The sequence below is a fragment of the Methylotenera sp. 1P/1 genome, from assembly GCF_000384355.1.
In the GTDB taxonomy this organism is placed as follows: Bacteria; Pseudomonadota; Gammaproteobacteria; order Burkholderiales; family Methylophilaceae; genus Methylophilus.
Window position 1 is genome coordinate 1,399,206 of the sequence record NZ_ARWC01000001.1, and the last position, 22,147, is coordinate 1,421,352.

The window sequence follows — 22,147 nt, forward strand, 5'->3', positions numbered from 1 at the left end:
CTATCGCTAATAGACATTAAAATGCATGCGTTTAGTGAGTTACAGCCCCATCAACTTGGCTCTAAAATCGCTTTTTAATGCGATTGAAAGATCTTTGACAAACAGCTTCTGTAGCGCAAATGCTCTATCTGTATCTTGCGTTACTGTAGATACTCTAAATAGCAGTCCATCCGGTATTTGGCCATTAAACCCATATTTAAGTTGAGCAAGTTTAGTTTCTTTACTACCCCTTACAACTTTGTCTGCTACCGTTGTCCAGTATGTCACCGGCTCAGTTCTAAGCCCTAACACTGCAATCAGCTGTTTAGTTCTAATCTCGCCAAATTGTGTGCTGATGCTTGCCTGATTTGTTTTTAGCAACTGAAAGCCTTGCGCCGGGTAACATACTTCAGGGTAATGCAGTTGGTTTGCATCGCTTTGGTCTGCACCGTAAGCAATAGATAACATAATGCGTTCCCCCGCACTATTCACGTAGGTTCGGGATAGCAAGGCCGTATAAATCTTATCTAATGTTTCTTTTACTTGTGGATTCACGATTTGACCGGTTTGCTGGGGTTCGTCTTTCCAGTCACCAAACGCTAGCGGAATCATATTTTCCAACACCACGGCAGGTCCATCATCGGCAATGCGGTGTGTTGGGTGAATGGCCATGGCTACTCCGGATGCCACAATCATGAGTATGGCCATAACGATATTTCTGACAGTGTGTTGCATTATGCGGTCACCCTTGCGTTTGCTGATTTTGCTTTAGCAGCATCCATGCGCTTACTAAAATACTGCAGCAATGAATCAACCGACATAATCAGAGTAAGCGCCACAATAAATAGCACCATTCCGGCAAAGCCATGCACAAAGCCTTGACCAGCTTCATCGCCAAAATAAAAGGTCACCAATGTGAGCACCATGACGCGAATCACATTGGCCGTAAACGAAATTGGAATAATCAATAGCGCCAGTACAAAGTTACGGAATAAAGAGTCATGCTTAACCAAATTCAGGTAGAGCAAGCCAAGTGCTTCTAACGAAATTAACGTGTGCATACCGGCGCAGGCATCTGCCACTAGCAGCTGATATTGCCCAATTTGTAACACCACGCCAGATCTGGCAATGGGATAACCCGCCCAATACAGAACTTGCTCGGCTACCGTAGATACTGCAATCTTCATGGGCAGAGTGACTGCATCTAAAAGAAATCCCGGTAGCGGAATCATAAACAGAATAAAAAACAGCGGGAACCACATAAGCTTGAGCGCCTGGGTACCACGGGTAATAAGTAATACGGCTGAGAAAACAAGCACTTGTGAGCCGATATCAAACGTTAAGATATCTTGTGAGCGACCAAGCACGTAACTGAGTAAGCCAGCAATCAGAAACACCCAGCCCACTAATGTCACAGCTACGGCAGGGGGCACTGCGGACTTATTGAGAATAGCATCTCGCTTTTGCCAAGCCAAAAACACGACCACCATCAAGACGATTGGGCCGTGCGCTTGGTCTTGTGATGTCCATAAACCGGTTAAAAGTGCGTAGTACATGGGCACATACAGCGCAAGCAAGCCCAAAATAATACCCCCCCACTCTTGTAGTACAGATGGGAGGCGATTTGCGCTGTGTGTGGGTTGTAAAATCATGGCAAGGGCTATATTTAATTAGTCATACTCATTTAATACGGCACCTACCACTTGCGCGCCGATGTCTTTAATTTTCTTACTCAACTCATCCAACTTAGCCAATTTGGTATAATTTTTACGCGCAACCAGCATTGCCCCACCAGTGCGCGCCACAATGGCTTGATAATCCACACTCTCATCCGCGGATGAGGTATCCACAATAATTACATCATATTCATTGGCAGCGTTGTTGAGCAGCTCGGTAAATGCGCCGCGGCTTAATAGCTCTTGTGGGTTTGGCGGAATAGTGCCCGCCCCCAATACAGATAGCCCCATAAACGATTCAATGCGCACAATAGCGTCATTATCGGCTCGGCCAACGATTATGTCCGATAGTCCTCGCTGCCCTTTTAGGTTAAAAATTTTATGCTGACGCGGCTGCCTTAAATTTGCATCAATCAGCAAGGTCTGCTCGCCTAGCTGAGAAAACACAACGGCTAAGTTTGCTGCAATATAACTGCTGCCATCACCACTTTGCACACCGGTAATCGCAATGGTCGAGCCATGCTCAGCAAACCAACGCAACACCAATTGTGTGCGTAGCGCACGCAATGCTTCCACCTGCGGGGTAAATGGCTGATAGGCAGCCACAAGCTCCCTGCTATAACTACCTTGCCCGGCTTGCAGGTACGGATAATCAAACTGCATGGAAACCACTTGGCGAATATCTTCACTGCTTACCAAGCCTAAGCTTAATGCAGCATCACCAAACCGCAGGCCTTTCTCTTTTTGCAAACGCAGAACGCGCTCGGCACCTTCTGGCGTTAACTTACCCAAATCAAGCAGTAAGCGCCCAATGCTGGTATCGCGTTTAATCATATTGTCTGGTACGGGTACTTGGATCAAATTCATAGGGTGACTCTCGAGTTAGGCCAACTTAAGAAAACGCAAAAATGAAAACCGCTTGGATTTTGTGGAAATGACACTGGAAAGCACACCCAACACAGGAATCTCGACTGACTCCTGAATATCCTCAACAGAACGCACGCGTCTATCCAACATTTCGGCCAACAGCCCGAAGCCAACACCTAACATGAGGCCAAGAAAAACCGACAGCAATATATTGAGTAGTATTTTCGGACTGGAATGCTCGATGGGCGCGACAGCCGGATTTAATATGGAAATATCTGTTTGGTTGGCCTGCCCCTCAAGATTAGACATCATAAAGCGCTGACTCACTGCATCTAGTGAGCGCTGTGCGTTTTCCATATCGCGTTGCAGTATCATTAATTGATCGCGTGTGCGATTCAGCTTGAGTACTTTCTGCTTTTGCGCAGCCACTTGTGCTGCCAACTCAGATTCACGCTGACGATAGATTTTAGCTGACCCGCCAACACTGGCACTGGTAGAACGAATCGCTTCTTGCAACTGTGATCTTAATTTACTGATTTCAGCCTGTGCAGATTGAATCTGTGGATGATTTTTATCTAATCGCTGAGATAAATCTGCTAATTTGGATTCAGATCTTGCAATGTCTACTTTCAAACCCTGCACTAAGGCATTGGAAGCCACATCGGGAGAGTCTGCCGCATTACTGGATACGCCAGCCTTGCGTGAAGAGGCCTCAATTGCCTGAGATTGCGCCACCACATATTGCGTGGTTAATTCATTCAACCGTGCGTTCTCAGTATCAAACTGCTCAATGCCGCTGGTAATGCCATTGTCTTGCTGATACTTAGACAATCTGGCTTGTGCTTTTTCCAGCTCTTCGCGCAGTGTTTTGGTTTGTGAGCTCAAATAGGTAGCAGCACCCTGTGCTGGCTCCGCTTTCAGTTGCAAGCTTGTTTGTTGATAGGCCGCTGCAAACGTATTAGCCACCCCTGCTGCAAAGTCAGGATCCGAACCACTGAATGAAATTTCAATGACGCTACTTTCACGAGAAGGCACTACGTCTAATTTTTGCAATAACAGATCAGCAAACCAATCACGAATATCGCCCTTGCCCTTAGTGGCTTCCATAAACTGTTTTTTTGCAGTATCGCTGTCTGCAAATTTAAGCGCATCCACCACTTTTCTGGCCACGCTATGGCTGGTAATAATATCGACTTGCGTTGCCATATAGCCGGGCATCAACTGTGCCGGCAATGCAATGCCAGTCACTGGGTCAGCCCCTTTGTAATTCAGCACGAGCGATGTACTGGCTTTATAGCTTTTAGGAATCAGCAAGCTGACTGCCACAGTGGTGAGCACCGTCAAGCCAAAGGTCACCAACACTATCTTGGAACGCGCTTTTAAAAGGAGTAGAAATTGCGTAAAGTTCATGGCTATTTTTCCTAAAACAAGCTTTCTTGCACGTAAATGACGTCTTCGGCCAGCACTTTATCGGTCAACTTCACTGAGATCACTTCCACATCCCCTTTTGCGTTACGACGATGCAATTTAATGCCACGTTGCGTACCACGTGCGGTTGGCCCACCACCTTGCGCCAAGGCCTGCACTACCGTCATATCGCGCTCAACGCGAAACGCGCCTGGACGCTGCACCTCTCCAAAGATATAGCCAATAGGTGCGCGCGGCACATAAATCATATCGCCGCTGGCCAGCGCAAAATTGGCAGCATCGCCACCAGAACGGAATATCTTATCCACATCGATTTCAAGATGCTCTAACTCGCCATTACGAAAGGTACTGAGAGAAATGGTATCCGAGCCCCCTTGCGCAATGCCGCCGGCTACGGATAAAAAGTCTGCCAACGTGCGCACACCATTGGTGACCGCGTATTTACCTGGGCGATTTACCTGACCCAGTACAGACACATCACGTGAGTGAATATAGACAATTTCACCCCCCGTTAAAGTTATGGTTTCTGCTTCAGAATTACCAATGATTTTATTTAAATCATATTGCGTTTTAACCGATTTATTGACGATGGTAATCAAATCCGAGCCGTCAACCGTCGGGCCTCCTGCTAACGCTATCAGCTCAGGCAATGTGGTGACACGCTCTAGCGGATAGCGCCCAGGCTTGTTAACACTACCCAACACCGACACCATTTTGCTTTGGAATTGCAACACCAATATATTGACCTGCGGCTGCTTCACAAAACCGCCGCTTTCCAACATGGTGGCAATTTTTTTCTCTGCCGCACTCGCAGTTAGTCCACCAACCGAGACATTGCCAATTAAAGGATATGAAATCGCACCATCTTCAGGCACCCGTGTCTCCAAAGATAAATCCGGATTATTGTGCACACTAATTCTAAGTACATCCCCCGCACCGAGCTGATAAGAGGAAGACGATTCTGCCAGCACCGGCTGTAGCCAAGTGCCAAGTACAATCGTCATCAAAACAATCAATATATTCCGCATGTATTTCGTATTCCCTATTGTTTAAATCTGGCCCGCGTTCTGCATGATGGCGTAACGGCATTGTGGCTTATCCATGCCAAATCCACTACACAGCCACGATAAATTACAATCCTGATAGCCCTTTTTCCACATGTTCAGCCAACGGTTTAGCTGGGTTTGCGCTTGGTGGGGTTGCAGCAGGCGCCACTGGCACCTCCGCCGACTTGGCTTCTAGGGGTGCCGCCGCATTGGCCTGACCCTTCGCAGCAGGCTCGTACGTTTTATCCAGATACACCACTTTAGCCGCCGCACGCAGATTCTTCATCTCCAACTCAGCCGCTGTTTTACGCTTGTTGCCTAGCAAAATTCTCTCAATTAATGGTGTTGAATCTTTTTCTGCTACCGGCGCGTCTTTCACTTCTTGAATGCGTGCAATTAAATTGGTTTCTTTAGCGCGTACAAAAATAATATCACTGACCTTCATTTTCCCTAACTGCTCCAGCAGTTGCTGAGGCAACGTTTCTGCTGCATGCGCCGCCTGTGTGCGTCTGTATTTAATGCCGCGCTTGTCTAACAGTGCTGTAATTTCTTCCATTGTTTTTGCTGCATCCACTTCGCTTTTTAAGGCATCGCTGTAAGTGCTTGCAGGCAACATGATTTCATCCATGATATACACTTTGCGATTCGCAAAAATCTGTGGATGTTGGTTACGATACGCTGCAACCTCTGCAGCAGTAGGCTTAGGTGTCTTTAATATTTTTTCTTCGATATATGCTTGTGCCAGTATTTGCGACTTTGCGTTTTCTAGTGCCTGCAGCACTTGTGGATTACGATCCAACTTCGCCTTGATTGCCTCTTGCACGATAATTTGGCGGTCAATCAACCCTTGCACGACTTGTTTAGCCGCCGCATCTTTCTGCTCTGGCTTAACATTTGCACGCTGCAATTCATTATTGATTTGATGCACGGTAATTTCATCGCCATTCACTCTTGCAATCGTTTGTGAAGAATGCGTCTCAGACGTTCCTTCTTTGCTACCACAAGCATTTAGCGAGACAAAAGCCACAACCATCACCAAACATTTAACGCCTAAGCAGGCATTCGCCAGCGGGGACTTTAACGAATCAATATGCATCCGAATTCCTTATAAACTATTTAAAACAACAAGTTACGAAACATTCGCCAATTAACAACACACGCGCTTTGCGGCCTGTTACAAAAAAAATTGCCCACAACGCCAAAGCCGTTGCGAGCAGACATGCCATCACAATCCAACGCAACAAATACATCATTTATAACGCGATTTGGATTGATTTTAACACAAACAAATAAGAACAATTCTCATTATCAATAAAAGCAATTTAAACGTAGCACAAGATATTCACGTTGAAGCGACGACACAACTGGAAGGCACTCTAACATCGTTAAGTTACATTTAAATGACCAATACTCTTTCAAATAACCCAAGCGCTTTAAAATGAATAGTGGCATTCAAATCCATGAATGCCACCAAAATCACACCATTACTGGATTATTTTTGTTTACGACGACGTGCAACCGCACCCATCAAACCCAAACCAGCCAAGAACATGGCATAGGTTTCTGGCTCAGGAACAGCTGTTACAGCCAACACATCTAAGCGACCGCCGTTATTGTTAGCGGTAGGCAAGCCCCACCAGCTATTAGCATTTTGCGCAATCCCTTGACCCGTTGAACGAATACGAATCCATGTGTAGGCATCAGGCAATGAAGCATTCTGATTATTTACACCATTAGCTAACAATGCAGCTACAGAGAAGCCGTTATAGCCATCTTCACCGTTCAAGAAATCTATTGTAGATGTCTTGCCATTGGTAAATGCACCAGCTGTGTAATTGATCTCCTGACCAAAAGCTGGATCTTCCTCTTCTGTGCCTGTTGGTGCATTACCCCAATTATTGCCTGCACCACTAGAAGTCAATGTACCATTTTCAGTAAATTCAATACCCGTAGTAGCTAAGCCACTCACATTTCTAAAACTATCATTAGATGCAGTATCAGTACCAGCAAAGTTAACCATAAAAGCCGAAATAAAAACAGAACCGGTACCTGATGAGAACTGATTCAGACCATTCAGGCTAATGGTAGTACGCACACCTGTGTAACCATCACCCAGATTCAGATCTGACAAATCGGTAAATGTAATAGTACCGACCGATGTTGCTGTACCACCGGAAGCTGTAGCAAAGTCACCTTTTGGCAATGTACTGCTAGTGGTAGCACCCCCATTGTTGGCTAAGTAATCAAAGTTAAATGTAACTGTTGCAGCATTCGCTGCAGCTGCTGATATTGCAAACATTGCCCCTAAAACCGCTTGTTTTAAAATGCGTGTTTTCATAGAAACCCTCTTAAAATAAATATTATTGTTAAGTAGGCGCAGAACAACATGCGCCCCTATTGTTTTAATTAAACTTTGCGACGGCGGCGTGCTACTGCACCCATCACACCCAAACCAGCCAACATCATGGCGTAGCTTTCTGGCTCAGGCACAGTAGTTACAGCAACATAACCGCTAATAAATGCGCCTGCTGGAGATTGCCCCTCTTCACCGGCCTGGAAAAAGCCCAGCGCATTGGCGCCCAAGGTGTAATTGATCGCATCGGTTTTGATGAGGTAGAAGGCGCTAAAAGGATTGCCTTCCGTAACGCTTAAATCAGACTTGATGCGTACCGAGTTAGGATCATAAGCAACTGAGCCATTAAAGGTAGTGTCAGTAGTTAAACCTGCTTGGTAGATACGCAAGCCGTTAGCATCCGCATATGTCCAAGCCACTGATGCGTTTGTACCGGCGCCTTGGCGAAACACATAGTTAGCCTCTTCACCGTTTTCTTGACGGTTTAGGAACCTTGAACCAAACACCAGCTTATTATCTGCGCTATCACGATATACAAAATCATACACATCAAACTGATCCGGACTACCAGCAGACAAGTCCACACCAGTAGTGACACGCCAATCTAATAGTGTCAATGTGCCTGTAGATGTAGTAGTCGACCCATTAAAAGCTCTGTAGTTTATTGAACTAGCTACCACATCGCCCGTTTCAAAGTTTGAATCTGCATCATAGCCATCAACAAAAGTAGCGCTTACTGTCTCAATATAAAATGGATCTCTATTTGGGTTAGTAAATGTGCTCGTCACCAATCCACCGTTGGCAGCAGTCAGCTGACCACCAACACCACTGGTGAGTGTTACAAAATTACCTGCATAGGCGGACGATGCTGAAGCCGCCAGCAAGGTCGCCAATGCAATTGATTTTAATTTCATTGTTACTCTCCTCATAATTTACAAACAAACCAATATTGTTTAATGAATTTTAGCCATTGCCTGACAGACTAAAATCCATCAATCACTTAAAATCACACACATCGGGCATGACTAAAGTGCTTACCGCGTTTAATGAATAGGCAAATTCCATGCCGATGATTTTCTGTTTTAGCTATTGAAACGCTGTTAATAATCCATCTCGTTAGGTTTAAATTGAAAAAATAATTAATCTCAATAAAAACAAACAGATACAATCAATCCAATTAATCAATCGAAGCCTCCAGCAGCATTCAATAGCCCAATCGGGTAGTCGGCTTCCCTCTTTTATAAAGCCCTTACAAAATAAATCATTTGAAATTGGTTATAAAAAATGAATTTTTTGGTTATTAATAGCCAACTTATTTTTTTACAACCACCACCTAAAAGCGCGGTAATTATTGTTTGGCATTCTGTGGCTTAACTTTTTTCCAGTCCAAGTCAAAATTCAGCCCAATCCATGCAGCACGTGGCGCCCCCGGGGCTATAAAGGTCGTATTGTTATAGACTGTCGTATCTGCTTGGAATACACCTTTAGCGGTGAATGGGTTAAGCCCTAAATCCCCTCCGTTTGCATATTCGCGGTCAAACAGGTTGTCAACTTTAGCGAAAATGGAAATGCCATGATCAAATCGATAGTTCGCCATGAGATTAAATACCGCGTAACCTGAAACCTTACCGTCGCCAATAAAATCATAAGCATCAGAACCAGGCAGACCACCAGGATTAGTGGCTGCTCGAGCTTGGTGTTTATTATTTTCATTGCCGCGGACATAAGAAGATGAATGCAGAATCATGCCTAAAGTGGCGTCAAATCGGTCGGTGAATCGATAACTCCAGTTGGCTTGTACGATATGATTAGGCATGCCAGGCAACTGGTCGCCCGGCTTTACATTCACATAAGCCTGCCTAGTTGCCGTTTGTGTATTAGTACTGTTAGCAGGGTTAATAATCTGCGCATCCGATTCGAAAGTAGCCCGCAAAAAGGTATAGTTAATACTAATCACGCTTTTACCAACCTCACCTTTCATACCCATTTCAACACCTTGACGTCGCGTTTCACCGAAGTTATCAAACACGCCACGGTTTTTTCGCCCTAACGGTACAAATAGAATATCGTCTGTCAAGTCTGTACGGAACAAGCCAAAGTTCCAATCAAAGCCATAGTCAGCGCCACGTAAGCCGGCCTCATAAGCGGTAGAGCGCACCTGTTTTAAATAAGGGTCAGAAGACAACGCAGTGGGAATAGAGCAGCCAAACTGAAAATTAGTACTCTTATCTCTTTTTTCAGCCTCACGATCTCGCGCACACCCCAACTCAATCACCGTAGGCGTACGCGCACCACGACTGACATTGCTATAGGCAGTGAGATTTTCCTTGGCATCCCACGCCACGCCAAAAGATGGATTGAAACTGCGGTAATCAAAATCACCTTTTGAACAGACAAATCTTGAACCATTCGCATATGACCCAGTAAACACCAATGGGTAGTCCGTATCATACACATCCGTTGTTCCAGCTCGCCTGAGGCAACGCTGTGCAGTTGCCAGAAAAATATCTGGTTCGAAGTTATATAGTTCTTTACCTCGGTCAGAGATCAGTTTATTTTTGGTATTGGTCCAGTTTGCACGAGCACCATAGGTGACATGCAACGCATCTGTTGGCGACCAAGTGTCACTGAAAAACACGCTTTCGGTCTTACTTGTTCCACTTAAGTTGTTTCTGATTACACCCGGAAAGCGTAGAACATTACTAAGCCCAATATCTTCATCCAACAGGAGCGGGTCGCTAGCCAGGCTAACACGATGCTGCGCATCAATGGTTGCCAGCGCTTGATACTGCTTGAACTTAATATTATTAGAATCTTGGGTAATCCCAGCAACCATTTGATGGTTACCTACATCCCAAGCAAACTGTAACGCAGCACCGTCAGACCGTTGCTTGGATTCAGAAAAATTCAAATTACCATTCAAGCTACTCACAGCAGCATTTAGCACAGGATCAGCACTCATGTACTTGGAGAGCAAACGTGCATATGCATTATTAATATCCCCACCTAACGAAGATTGATTTAAATTACGGCGATAAGTCAGTGCCGAGACTGTCATCGTGTCGTTGACATCCAAGCGCCCACTTAAATTGTAATGCGCGAGTTGATTTTCAACGCCATCGGGTGAGGTATACACCGCTTTTCTATCAATATCGGCGGTTTCGAAAGGAATCAAGCCATTCCCGGTGAGATCAGAGTCTACATTCAGCGCACTAAAGCTGATCTCTCCCATTGGCAACCTTAACGTGGCTTTATTGTAAAGTTGGCGTAGCTTGCTGGCAGAGTTATCACGCCAGCCGTCTTCCTGAAAATGGTTGTAAGCAGTAAATAATCCAAAGCCTCCCACATTAAATCCATTGGAGAATTGCGTTTGCTCTCGCCCCCAAGCCCCTCCCAATATTTGCGCACGCAGATGGGTATCAGTAAAACCATCTTTAGTGCGCAAAGCCAAAGCACCACCTAAGGTATTGAGGCCAAACATGGGATTAGAGCCGGGAATCAAATCCAAGCTTGCAAGCGCGTTCATCGGGATCATGTCCCAGTTCACCACCTCGCCAAACGCTTCATTGATACGCACGCCATCCATGTACACAGAGATGCCTTGTGGCGTGCCAATGGAAGGGGATGCGGTAAATCCACGGAAATTTAGATCTTGCTGAAACGGGTTGCCGTTGTAATCAACAAGCGAGACTGACTGCAATTGCGAGTTCATAAACTCAGTGACATTCAGCGCCTTGGATTCTGCAATTTCCTTACCAGAAGCGCTCTGAATATTGGTGGTGGACAACCCACGGTCGATAATCAACCCTGGTAACGGCGTGACGATACGACTTTTCTTTGCTTTCACCTCAACCTTATCAAGCACAATGGTTTTTTCATTCGCACCTGTCGGTTTTGCATTACCAGGCTTGGATTCTGTGGTGCTTGGTTTAGGGTCGGCTTTATTGACTTGCGGATTATTTTGATTGGGTTGTTTTTCTTCTGCCATTACCTGAGTAGCCAGCGCTGCAGCAAGCGCACACAGCAAGAAAATGTTACGAGGTACCGGCAATAAAGAAAACATTAACAACCCTTGGGCAAACCACATTATCTGAACAGGGTTTTCAGCAACTTCTATACCAAACGGGCCCACACACTCAGGCTTGTTGGGCCTTTCTAACAAGCGCCCTCTACACGTCATTGAGCGGCATCTATTCACGCGTACATCAACTACTTAACATTGCTATCAAAATAAGCAGTTAGCGCAGAATGTTCAGACAATACTTATCTATAGCGGCAGATGGACGCCATCAAACGTGAGAAGCGGTCATAAACAATGCAGCCTAGCGACAGCAGGCACGTATGAATAGATGGTTAAAACTGGCTGATATAAACCATAACTTGGTTCTTATCAGCCATGCGCAACCACCAACATTAAGTAGGTGTGTTTGGCTTTACGGATATTGATGGATATGAGGCTAGCGGCCAAATGGCGCCGCTAAGGGCTCACCTACAAACAGGCCTTGCATCGGCCAAGCCACGCTTTTCCAGTAGGCTTCAATGGCAGAGTTCCCCATGCTATACCACTTGAGCATCACCATGGGATGTGGAAATTTTTGCCAATGGTTACAAGGCTCAGAAACGGTACCATAACTTGCCGTCGCCCCTGCGTTCAGCCAATGCAAAGCAGTGGCCTGATGTTTCCCGTTCAAATCCCCGCCAAAAGACGTCAGGTGATCGGCCAATGCGCCGGGTAAGAACTTTAAAGTTTCCAAGCCCTCAACCCAAGGCAAACCAGTCTGATAAATCATCACATCCTGTGCACCCAGCAGCTTGTCTGATTGCATGGTCATGATACCCAATCCGCTGCCGGGAATACTTGCGCCATTGGGTGGAAAATACTGCGCTCGAATACTACGCACTTTATCTGAAGTATTCAGATAATACGCCGTTGAACGGAACACGCCCATATCACTGGCCACCCCTCGGTCGATTAGCGATTTCGCTTGCGCAAAGGTTTCGGTAGGCAGCAGCATCGTTAAGCGAATACCAACATCTGTGAACGGCTTACGTGAGGCAGTATTGAAATAAGGGTTCAGCTTGCCCGCAGCACATGTATTTTTGCATTGCTCAGGGTCATAGCCAAAACTCAGCGCCGACGTAATCGAATTACAATCTACGGCATAGGGCGTTTTCCATACCAATACCAAGGCCTGAATAGATGCGTTAAGTTGGGTTTCAATCTCCCACTTTAAGCGCGTAAAGTCGGCCAAACCCAACTTAGCCTTACCCGCTGTCGGCAGCATCACATGCACGATATTTTTTGCCGGAATGCCCCGTGCAACGCGATAATACTCACCTACCTTCACACTCAATGCATCCGCATCATTAACGACCACAGCCACTTCATCGGGTGTTAAGTGGCTGCGTGAAGGCGTTACTAGTAAGCTATTGCCTGCAGCGAAAACACACTGCATCACAGCCATCAACAAGCCAATAGAACATACAAAATGACGCATCAATGTACTAAAAACACAGAAACTATGGTCTAAAAGAAAAGCTGTGCCGAGAGGCTTGCACTGTTGTCACTAAAATCCAACGAAGACTCAGTAGACTCACGCGCACTGTGTTGCAAGCTACCACCCAAGGTCACACTGCGCCAAGGTTTCCAACTGAATGATAACGACAACGCTTTACCACGGTCTTTGCGGTTGATATCTGGCAAGCCCAGCACACTATTACCTTCAAACCGTCTATCAGAAAGACTTGCACTCATTTGTAATGATAATTTATCTGAGATTAGCCACGATGGTGACACTGCAAAAGTATCCATCACGGTGTAACTGCTGGTAAATGTTTGAAAACTGGCAAGCTCACGCGATGCCGTCGTAACTATCTGCAGCTTAGCGGTAGGCAACCAAATATAACTGATATTGCCGAACACACCAGAGTAGTCGCGATTTGAAAGATTCTCATATTCGCGATCAAGATACCCTAGCTTGCTACTAATTCTTGATTTACCTGTCAGCACCCAATCTAAAGTCGCATTGGTTTCACGCTCATCAAAATTAGCATCGAAAAAATTAGAGATAAGATTATTATTTTCACCTTTTTTACCAAGCAGCATCACGCCCATCGCACTGCCTGAGGGAAAGACGTACTTCAATCCGGCGTTTACAGAGTCTTGTGAGTAATCCGATTGCTCATTAAATACCTGACTGTTTCTCAAATCAAAATAAGAAATCCCTGCCAGTAAATGCCAGTTGCCATGAGGTGTCCAATCAATATCAAAACGATGTGATCTTGTTGTACGGATATTGGTGGCTCGATAGTCGCGATAATCCTGAAAGTTATTGAGTGATTCCGTTCGGTCTGAAGACAGGTTGCCGGTCAGGTAAGGGGTAAGCGCCCACAGCCATGCAAGCTTGTATTCGTTCGCATCAAAATCAAGGTAGTCATAATTCTGGTAGCGGTAAGCCGTTCTCGTGTAGTCGGCTTTAAAACGTTGTAATGAATACTGCTTATCAAAACGTACGCCGGCAAAACCGGTGGTAATGTTGTCCCAGCGCTCTTTACGGCCAGCCACTGTTCTCATATCACGGTCAGACGATACCCTGAATACATTGTCGTCATACTGACGATTCACACCTGCAACGATATTAAACGTATCTAATTCATCCGCAAGTGCACCGAGCGAAAATAGCAATACGCTTATATTCAGCATGTGAACAATACAATGTCTTCTCAACTTTACAACCTTTATGAATAACGAATTTCAGCGTTGATTTGCGGCCTGATTTACCACAAACGCATATATAAGCAAAAATCGTGCAGAGCAGAATTCAGTCTGCCTTACATTTGCCCTATGACAGCTTGATCGGCGGTCTGCCAATATCTTACTGGTACAGTTATTGCTATTTATGACGTTCATGCATATTTATTAAAAAATTCATTTAGCGCACGTTACTTTCATGCAAAATGACTTTTTATCGCCAACTGCCAACCCTACTTTCACCCTTTTATCGTTAATGAATGCTCACAACACCAATCCACCCGTGCATAAAACAACCACCATCACCATTGCACGCGAAAATACTATTCATATAGTAGAAGCTTTTCTTGACCCTCTTGTGACAGTTTTCACACTTTGGGCTATCGCTATTTATTTAGAGGGCACATTACCCCCCTCCTATCTCATTTTGTCGATTATTGTGTTTTCCGTGTCGTACCCAGGGCACTCCAAAATACAGCGCACTTCCTGGCAAATTGTCAAAAACACATTAGTCAGTTGGAGCTTATTTGCACTCCTGTTCTTAGGTTTTGGTCAGATGACCCACTCTATCAATTTGTTTCCCTATGAAGCGATTGTGTTGTGTATATTTTTAACCCCCGTACTGCAGCTCATGGCCAACTTCGGGTTACGTACGTTTGCCCCCGCATTAATTAAACTGCAAGGACCTGCAAAGCGCGCCATTATTGCCGGTATGAATGAGCAAGGCCTTGCACTCGCTGATCGCTTAACGCAATCCGAATATGAAGCCATCGAACTCAAAGGATTTTTTGAAGACCGCAGTGTGGATAGAATTCCTAGCCAGTCTCAATATGCCATCTTGGGAAAATTAAGCGAGTTGGGCGGCTACGCAAAAGACCATGACATCAATATCATTTATCTATCATTACCCATGGCCAGCCAACCCAGAGTACTCAACGTACTGGATGACCTCAAAGACACCACCGCCTCTATTTACTTTGTACCGGATATATTCTTAACAGACTTAGTGCAAAGCCGTGTCAGTGAAGTAGATGGCATTCCTGTAGTGGCAGTATGCGAGAGTCCTTTTATGGGATTTTCCGGCATTACAAAACGCTTAGCCGACCTGATATTTTCAATCATCATTTTGATACCGGCGTTGCCATTGCTACTACTGATTGCTATTGGGATTAAACTCAGCTCCCCAGGCCCAGTGATTTTCAAACAAAGGCGCTATGGTCTTGATGGCAAAGAAATTATCATCTATAAATTTCGCTCAATGTCGGTGTGTGAAGATGGCAATGCAATCTCTCAAGCGCAAAAAGATGATGTCCGTACTACACCATTTGGTGCGTTTTTGCGCAAAACATCGCTAGATGAACTGCCACAACTGATTAATGTACTACAAGGTAGAATGAGCGTGGTTGGCCCACGGCCGCATGCGGTTGCACACAATGAAATGTACCGCAAGCTGATCAAAGGCTACATGATTCGCCACAAAGTAAAACCCGGCATTACCGGCTGGGCGCAAGTCAATGGTCTGCGCGGAGAAACCGAAACCTTAAATAAAATGCAGTCGCGTATTGATTATGATCTTGAATATCTGCGTCATTGGAGCATGCGCTTTGACTTACACATCATATTCAAAACAATCTGGGTCATATTATTCAATAGACAGAAAAACGTTTATTAATACCCGCCTTCCATCGTGACTACTTACACTCAGGCAAAAGCTGCATTACCTATTGGCTGAAATAGCCAGCTCAAACAATCTGGTTGTACCATGACGATTAAAAGATCATGGACGATTACAAGATCATGCGCGCAGAATCAGGGCGAAAAAAATCCCCAATTAAGGGGATGATGGCGGAGAGCGAGGGATTCGAACCCTCGATACAGATTTAAGCCCGTATGCTTCCTTAGCAGGGAAGTGCCTTCGACCACTCGGCCAGCTCTCCGTTTACTACGCTAATTGCTTTTGCAATTTGAGGGCGTGATACTACTTGAATCATCCTCAAAAATCAATTTAATCTTTTGTTACGCGGCCTCTAATTCAAACGCTTTGTGCAATACACGTACCGCTAGTTCCATGTACTTTTCATCAATCACCACTGCAATTTTAATCTCACTGGTGGAAATCATTTGAATGTTGATGCCTTCCTCTGCCAAAGTGCGGAACATTTGGCTAGCAATGCCCACATGCGAGCGCATACCCACACCCACCACGGATACTTTAGCAATCTTATCATCGCCATTGATTTCACGTGCTTGGATATGCCCTTGCACTTTGTCACGCAAGATAGACAAAGCCTTGTTCATCTCGTTTTTATGTACGGTAAAGGTAAAGTCTGTAGTGCCATCAGCGCCCACGTTTTGGATGATCATATCTACATCGATATTAGCATCGGCCACTGGCCCTAGAATTTGATACGCAATACCAGGCTTATCTGGCACGCCTAATACTGTAATTTTGGCTTCGTCACGATTAAACGCAATGCCTGAGATAATGGGTTCTTCCATGCTGTCATCCTTACTATCTTCTTCAAATGTAATCAGTGTGCCATCGCCATCTTCATCAAAGCTGGAAAGCACACGCAACTTAACTTTATATTTACCGGCAAACTCTACAGAGCGAATTTGCAATACTTTACTGCCCTGTGAAGCAAGCTCTAACATTTCTTCAAAGGTGATTTTTTCAAGACGGCGCGCTTCTGGTACTACACGTGGGTCAGTCGTATAGACACCATCCACATCCGTATAAATTTGACACTCATCAGCACCCAATGCTGCTGCCAAAGCCACACCGGTGGTATCTGAACCACCACGGCCAAGTGTCGTGATGTTGCCATTGGCATCCACACCTTGGAAACCAGCCACCACACAGACATAGCCATCTGCCAAATCACGCTTCAGATTATGCTCATCAATATTGAGGATACGCGCTTTGTTAAATGCGTTGTCGGTCAAAATTCTAACTTGCGTACCAGTGTAGCTTTTCGCTTTAATGCCTAGCTCCATCAGTGCAAGTGCTGTCATACCAATCGTCACTTGCTCACCCGTAGAAACCATCACATCTAACTCACGTGGGTCAGGGTCTGGCATGATTTCTTTTGCCAAGCCAATCAAACGGTTGGTCTCACCAGACATTGCAGACACCACGACGACTACTTGGTGCCCCATCGCTTTGTAACGTGCCACGCGCCTTGCTACATTACGAATCCGCTCTGGATTCGCAACGGAAGTACCGCCATATTTTTGTACAATTAGTGCCATGTTTAACTCTTTTAATCACCCAAATAAAATAATTGTTATATTTGCATTACCACTAGTATGCCATTGACGCCTTACAGTAGGCTTACTCAGTTCTTTAATTTAGCCTAATTTGGCTTTTACCCAAGCTTCTACACTAGCCAATGCCGTAGACAGTTGACTTGGATCTGTGCCGCCTGCCATCGCCATATCCGGCTTACCACCACCTTTACCGCCCACTTGGCTAGCCACGTGATTCACCAAATCTCCCGCTTTGACTTTAGCAATCAAATCTTGCGTTACACCGGCAGCCAAGCTCACTTTTCCATCGTTAACAGCGCTTAACACAATCACTGCCGACTTGAGTTTGTCTTTCAGTTTGTCCATGGTTTCGCGCAGACCATTGGCATCAGCACCTTCTAGCATCGCAGCTAATACTTTGACGCCTGCAATATCTATTGCCTGCGCAACCAAATCATCACCCTGCGCGGATGCCAGCTTGGATTTTAAACGTGCAAGTTCTTTTTCAAGTGACTTTGCATGTTCGTTCAGTTGTGCAACTTTGTTGGCTAACTCATGTGCAGGCGCTTTTAAATCGTTCGCCAATTGTGTAATCAAGGCTTGTTGCGTATTGATTAGCTTTAACGCGCCTTCACCGGTAGTGGCTTCCACACGCCGTACACCAGCGGCCACACCACTTTCAGACGTGATTTTGAACAAACCAATATCACCTGTGCGGCTTACATGGGTACCGCCACACAATTCACGGCTTGAGCCAATATCCAATACGCGCACTTCATCGCCATACTTCTCACCAAATAACATCATGGCGCCAGTTTTTTGTGCTGATTCAATATCCATGACGCGCGCCTGTGTCGCAGCATTCGCTAAAATCTCTGCATTCACAATCGTTTCCACTTGCGCGATTTGCGCATCGGTCATGGGCGCATTGTGCACAAAGTCAAAGCGGGTTTTTTCAGTATCGACCAAACTGCCTTTTTGTTGCACATGCTCGCCTAATACTTCGCGTAACGCTTTGTGCATCAAATGGGTGGCGGAATGGTTACGCATAGTGTTGGCACGTGCTTGTGTATTCACACGTGCAGATACAATATCGCCTACGTTTAACGCCCCTGTTTTTAATACGCCGTGATGACCAAACACGGTGGCCTGAATTTTTTGGGTATCTTCTACGGCAAAAATGCCATCGCTTGCGCGCAACTCGCCACTGTCACCAATCTGACCGCCTGACTCTGCATAAAACGGGGTATCGTCTAATACCACCACACCCATATCACCTTCACTCAAGGTGTTAACAGAAGTGCCATCTTTATATAGCGCCAACACCTTAGCTGACGTTTCCAGTTTTTCGTAACCGTGGAAAGTGGTGGCTTGACCGTCATATTCCAGATTCATCGCCATTTTGAATTTGCCTGCCGCACGCGCTTGTTCTTTTTGACGCGCCATGGCGGCATCAAACGCGGGGCTATCCACAGTTACATTGCGTTCGCGACAGATATCCGCAGTTAAGTCTAGCGGGAATCCATAGGTATCATGTAATTTAAAAGCCAAATCGCCGTTGAATACACTTTGAGTATTAGCCAGCTCAGCTTCCAAAATCGTCATGCCATTTTCAATGGTTTCAAAAAAGCGGTCTTCTTCTTGTTTAAGAATGTCGGCAATACGTTTTTTCTCACTCACCAGCTCTGGGTAAGCACCGCCCATTTCTTTGACCAAGTCTGGCAACATATGATGAAAGAACGCACTACGCACACCTAATTTATAGCCATGACGAATCGCGCGTCGAATAATACGACGCAATACATAGCCACGCCCTTCGTTGCCAGGAATCACACCATCAGCAATCAAGAATGAACAGGCACGGATATGGTCTGCCAATACTTTTAGACTTGGGCTGGCTAAGTCAGCGGCTTTGGTTTCACGTGCCGCTGCTGCAATCAGCGTTTGAAATAAATCAATCTCATAGTTGGCATGCACGCCTTGCAATACTGCCGAGATACGCTCCAATCCCATACCCGTATCCACACTTGGTTTAGGCAATGGATGCATCACGCCCGCTTCATCGCGGTTGAACTGCATAAAGACGTTGTTCCAAATCTCAATGAAGCGATCGCCATCTTCATCAGGGCTGCCCGGAGGCCCACCCCAGTGTTTGTCGCCGTGATCGTAAAAGATTTCCGTACATGGGCCACATGGGCCGGTGTCACCCATCATCCAAAAGTTGTCTGAGGCATAGCGTGCACCTTTGTTATCGCCAATACGAATGACTTTCTCTGCGGGCACACCAATTTCTTTGGTCCAAATATCAAAGGCTTCATCGTCCTCTGCATAAACCGTGACTAGCAATTTCTCTTTAGGCAACTTGTAGACTTCGGTCAGCAACTCCCATGCGTATTGAATCGCATCACGCTTAAAGTAATCACCAAAGCTGAAATTGCCGAGCATTTCAAAGAAAGTATGGTGACGTGCGGTGTAGCCCACGTTTTCTAAATCGTTATGCTTACCACCAGCACGCACACATTTTTGGCTACTAGTCGCACGGGTGTAAGGACGTTTATCAAACCCCAAAAACACATCTTTAAACTGATTCATACCCGCATTGGTGAACAGCAAGGTCGGGTCACCATGTGGCACTAGCGAACTAGACGCCACCACTTGATGGCCTTTAGAGGCGAAGAAGTCTAGAAATGCTTGGCGGATTTCGTTACTGCTGGGTTTGCTACTGAGTTTAATTGTCATCTTCAAACTTACTATTCAATACGTTCTTTATAATGTCAAAACCAAAACCTCGGCTTTGTAAAAATCTGGCCTGTTTGGCCCACTCCTCGCGGTTTTGTGGACCTGCTTTAAATTTCTTGCGCCACACCTCTCGCGCATTGTCCAACTCAGTCTCTTTAAGTGTTTCTACTGCCTGCGTAATCAGCTCGTCTGCCACACCTTTTTCACGTAACTCATGTGCTACCTTTGCACTACCAAATTTGGCTTTACGCGCATGCACAATTTGCTCTGTAAATCTTGCATCACTTAGCCAACCACGCTGTTTAAAATCATCTAGTAGCGCTGGTATATCATCCGTTTCTTCTGCATACGCTTTAAGCTTTTGGCTTAACTCGGCATAAGAGTATTCGCGTTTAGCCAGATACTCCAGCGCGCGTTGCCTTAATGACTTCTCGACCATTGCCATTGGCTAACATGCAATTTTCTGCAGCTGACAAAAGATAAGTTAATCGTCTTCGCCACGTGCAGAAGGCATCACCTCTGCAATTTGTTTAGCATTGGCGCGAATTTTCGCTTCAATCTCTGCAGCGATTTCTGGATGCTCACGTAAATACTCTTTCGCGTTTTCTTTACCTTGGCCAATTTTCTCGCCATTGTAGCTGTACCAAGCACCGGCTTTTTCTACCAATTTAATATTCGCGCCTAACTCAATAATTTCACCTAAGCGAGAAATCCCCTCGCCATACATGATGTCAAATTCGGCCTGTTTAAACGGCGGCGCTACTTTATTTTTAATGACTTTGACACGCGTTTCGGAACCAGTGACTTCATCACCTTTTTTAATCGCGCCGGTACGACGGATATCTAAACGCACGGATGCATAGAATTTAAGGGCATTACCACCAGTCGTAGTCTCTGGGTTACCAAACATCACGCCAATTTTCATGCGGATCTGGTTAATAAAGATGACCAAGGTGTTGGTGCGCTTGATGTTACCTGTCAACTTACGCAAAGCTTGTGACATCAGGCGCGCTTGCAAGCCCATGTGGCTATCACCCATCTCGCCTTCAATTTCAGCACGCGGCGTGAGTGCAGCGACAGAGTCGACGACGACAATATCCACAGAGCCTGAGCGTACAAGCATGTCCGCAATTTCAAGCGCTTGCTCACCCGTATCCGGTTGGCTAATCAGCAAGTCCGGCACATTCACGCCTAGTTTGGCTGCGTATTGTGGATCTAGCGCATGCTCTGCATCAATAAACGCGGCCACACCGCCCACTTTTTGCATTTCGGCAATCACAGAAAGCGTTAAAGTCGTTTTACCTGAGGATTCTGGACCATAGATTTCAACAATACGACCACGGGGCAAGCCTCCAATCCCTAGCGCAATATCCAAACCCAAAGAACCTGTGGAAACCGCTTGAATATCTTCCCCGATATCGGAATCACCCATGCGCATGATGGAGCCTTTGCCAAATTGCTTTTCAATCTGAGAAAGTGCGGCTGCTAGCGCTTTGCTTTTGTTGTCATCCATGTAAATTTTGCCTTTATTTTAAACCACTTAAATTAACTGACCATTATTTCATAATTTGCTATTTATGGTAAGCACCAAGCACTGTTCGCTCGTCATTTACTTAAGAAAGCATCATGCCTAAGTTATTCAGAAAACGCTTGTAAACTTTTGCTAATTGAACGCGTTTTAACTGGTAGGGAGTGACCATTTATTAGATGGAGGAGATATGAAAATTTTAAAAGCTTTATTTGTAACTATCGCGATTACTGGTGCAACGATGTCGGTAGCCAGTGCGCGCGATTCATTTAGTCTAGGTGTAAATATTGGCGGGTATGGCTATGCGCCACCGCCTGCCGTGTACTATTACCCTGCGCCAAGCGCCGTCTATTATGGAGGGCCCGCTTACTATGGACCACCGCGTGCAATTCGCTACGCTCCTGTAGTGCAATATCGTTACTATAATAACGACCACTACCAAGGACATCACCGTGGATGGGACAGAGGCCGCGGCGATTGGGATCGTGGTCACAACCACGGTGGCAGAGGTCGTGGTCGCGACTAGCGCAT

General features: G+C 45.6%; 17 protein-coding genes and 1 tRNA gene. 2 read left to right on the forward strand and 16 right to left on the reverse strand.

The features are described from left to right. Positions 1 to 39: 39 nt before the first annotated feature. From epsI to epsL, 11 genes are all read right to left on the reverse strand, one after another. Complete coding sequence (gene epsI, locus A3Q3_RS0106565) at positions 40 to 714, reverse strand: exosortase-associated protein EpsI, B-type (protein WP_020182782.1); 675 nt, start codon at positions 712 to 714, stop codon at positions 40 to 42. Further along, entirely contained in the window at positions 714 to 1,631 is a 918-nt protein-coding gene (gene xrtB, locus A3Q3_RS0106570) for an exosortase B (RefSeq protein ID WP_020182783.1), read from the reverse strand. Before xrtB ends, epsI begins: the two co-directional genes overlap by 1 nt. Before the next feature lie 18 nt (positions 1,632 to 1,649). Continuing rightward, positions 1,650 to 2,522, reverse strand: coding sequence for a chain length determinant protein tyrosine kinase EpsG (gene epsG / locus A3Q3_RS0106575; protein ID WP_020182784.1), 873 nt, complete (start codon positions 2,520 to 2,522; stop codon positions 1,650 to 1,652). A gap of 15 nt (positions 2,523 to 2,537) precedes the next feature. Next, positions 2,538 to 3,932, reverse strand: a complete 1,395-nt coding sequence (gene epsF, locus A3Q3_RS0106580; RefSeq protein ID WP_020182785.1) for a chain length determinant protein EpsF — start codon at positions 3,930 to 3,932, stop codon at positions 2,538 to 2,540. Between the two features lie 11 nt (positions 3,933 to 3,943). Further along, positions 3,944 to 4,954 (reverse strand): SLBB domain-containing protein, encoded by a 1,011-nt coding sequence (locus tag A3Q3_RS0106585; RefSeq protein ID WP_020182786.1) that lies wholly within the window; start codon positions 4,952 to 4,954, stop codon positions 3,944 to 3,946. Between the two features lie 127 nt (positions 4,955 to 5,081). Then, on the reverse strand, positions 5,082 to 6,092 hold the full coding sequence (locus tag A3Q3_RS0106590; RefSeq protein ID WP_020182787.1) for an EpsD family peptidyl-prolyl cis-trans isomerase: 1,011 nt from the start codon (positions 6,090 to 6,092) through the stop codon (positions 5,082 to 5,084). A gap of 396 nt (positions 6,093 to 6,488) precedes the next feature. Beyond that, a complete protein-coding gene (locus A3Q3_RS0106600) occupies positions 6,489 to 7,334 on the reverse strand; it encodes a PEP-CTERM sorting domain-containing protein (protein WP_020182789.1) in 846 nt (281 codons plus the stop codon). A 68-nt stretch (positions 7,335 to 7,402) separates the two neighbouring features. Beyond that, a complete protein-coding gene (locus A3Q3_RS0106605; RefSeq protein WP_020182790.1) occupies positions 7,403 to 8,263 on the reverse strand; it encodes an FxDxF family PEP-CTERM protein in 861 nt (286 codons plus the stop codon). Positions 8,264 to 8,697: 434 nt separating this feature from the next. After that, entirely contained in the window at positions 8,698 to 11,412 is a 2,715-nt protein-coding gene (locus A3Q3_RS0106610; RefSeq protein ID WP_232418383.1) for a TonB-dependent receptor, read from the reverse strand. 394 nt (positions 11,413 to 11,806) lie between these two features. After that, positions 11,807 to 12,847 (reverse strand): TIGR03790 family protein, encoded by a 1,041-nt coding sequence (locus A3Q3_RS0106615; protein ID WP_020182792.1) that lies wholly within the window; start codon positions 12,845 to 12,847, stop codon positions 11,807 to 11,809. Positions 12,848 to 12,876: 29 nt separating this feature from the next. Further along, positions 12,877 to 14,052 carry an XrtB/PEP-CTERM-associated polysaccharide biosynthesis outer membrane protein EpsL gene (gene epsL, locus A3Q3_RS0106620; protein WP_020182793.1) on the reverse strand — a complete coding sequence of 392 codons (1,176 nt, stop codon included), beginning with the start codon at positions 14,050 to 14,052 and terminating at the stop codon, positions 12,877 to 12,879. A gap of 247 nt (positions 14,053 to 14,299) precedes the next feature. Here epsL and A3Q3_RS0106625 point away from each other — a divergent pair, with 247 nt between their 5' ends. Continuing rightward, entirely contained in the window at positions 14,300 to 15,772 is a 1,473-nt protein-coding gene (locus A3Q3_RS0106625) for an undecaprenyl-phosphate glucose phosphotransferase (protein WP_020182794.1), read from the forward strand. Between the two features lie 171 nt (positions 15,773 to 15,943). On the opposite strand, the gene A3Q3_RS0106630 is transcribed toward A3Q3_RS0106625, so the two are convergent. The 5 genes from A3Q3_RS0106630 to recA form a co-directional block, all read right to left on the reverse strand. Further along, positions 15,944 to 16,037 (reverse strand) — tRNA-Ser (locus A3Q3_RS0106630). Positions 16,038 to 16,116: 79 nt separating this feature from the next. After that, positions 16,117 to 17,352, reverse strand: a complete 1,236-nt coding sequence (locus A3Q3_RS0106635) for an aspartate kinase (RefSeq protein WP_020182795.1) — start codon at positions 17,350 to 17,352, stop codon at positions 16,117 to 16,119. A 99-nt stretch (positions 17,353 to 17,451) separates the two neighbouring features. Continuing rightward, positions 17,452 to 20,088, reverse strand: coding sequence for an alanine--tRNA ligase (gene alaS / locus A3Q3_RS0106640; RefSeq protein ID WP_020182796.1), 2,637 nt, complete (start codon positions 20,086 to 20,088; stop codon positions 17,452 to 17,454). Further along, entirely contained in the window at positions 20,078 to 20,533 is a 456-nt protein-coding gene (gene recX / locus A3Q3_RS0106645) for a recombination regulator RecX (RefSeq protein ID WP_020182797.1), read from the reverse strand. The genes alaS and recX overlap by 11 nt, the downstream gene beginning before the upstream one ends. A 39-nt stretch (positions 20,534 to 20,572) precedes the next feature. Next, positions 20,573 to 21,601, reverse strand: coding sequence for a recombinase RecA (gene recA, locus A3Q3_RS0106650; RefSeq protein ID WP_020182798.1), 1,029 nt, complete (start codon positions 21,599 to 21,601; stop codon positions 20,573 to 20,575). 205 nt (positions 21,602 to 21,806) lie between these two features. Here recA and A3Q3_RS13750 point away from each other — a divergent pair, with 205 nt between their 5' ends. Then, on the forward strand, positions 21,807 to 22,142 hold the full coding sequence (locus tag A3Q3_RS13750) for a hypothetical protein (protein ID WP_020182799.1): 336 nt from the start codon (positions 21,807 to 21,809) through the stop codon (positions 22,140 to 22,142). The last annotated feature ends 5 nt before the right edge of the window (positions 22,143 to 22,147 follow it).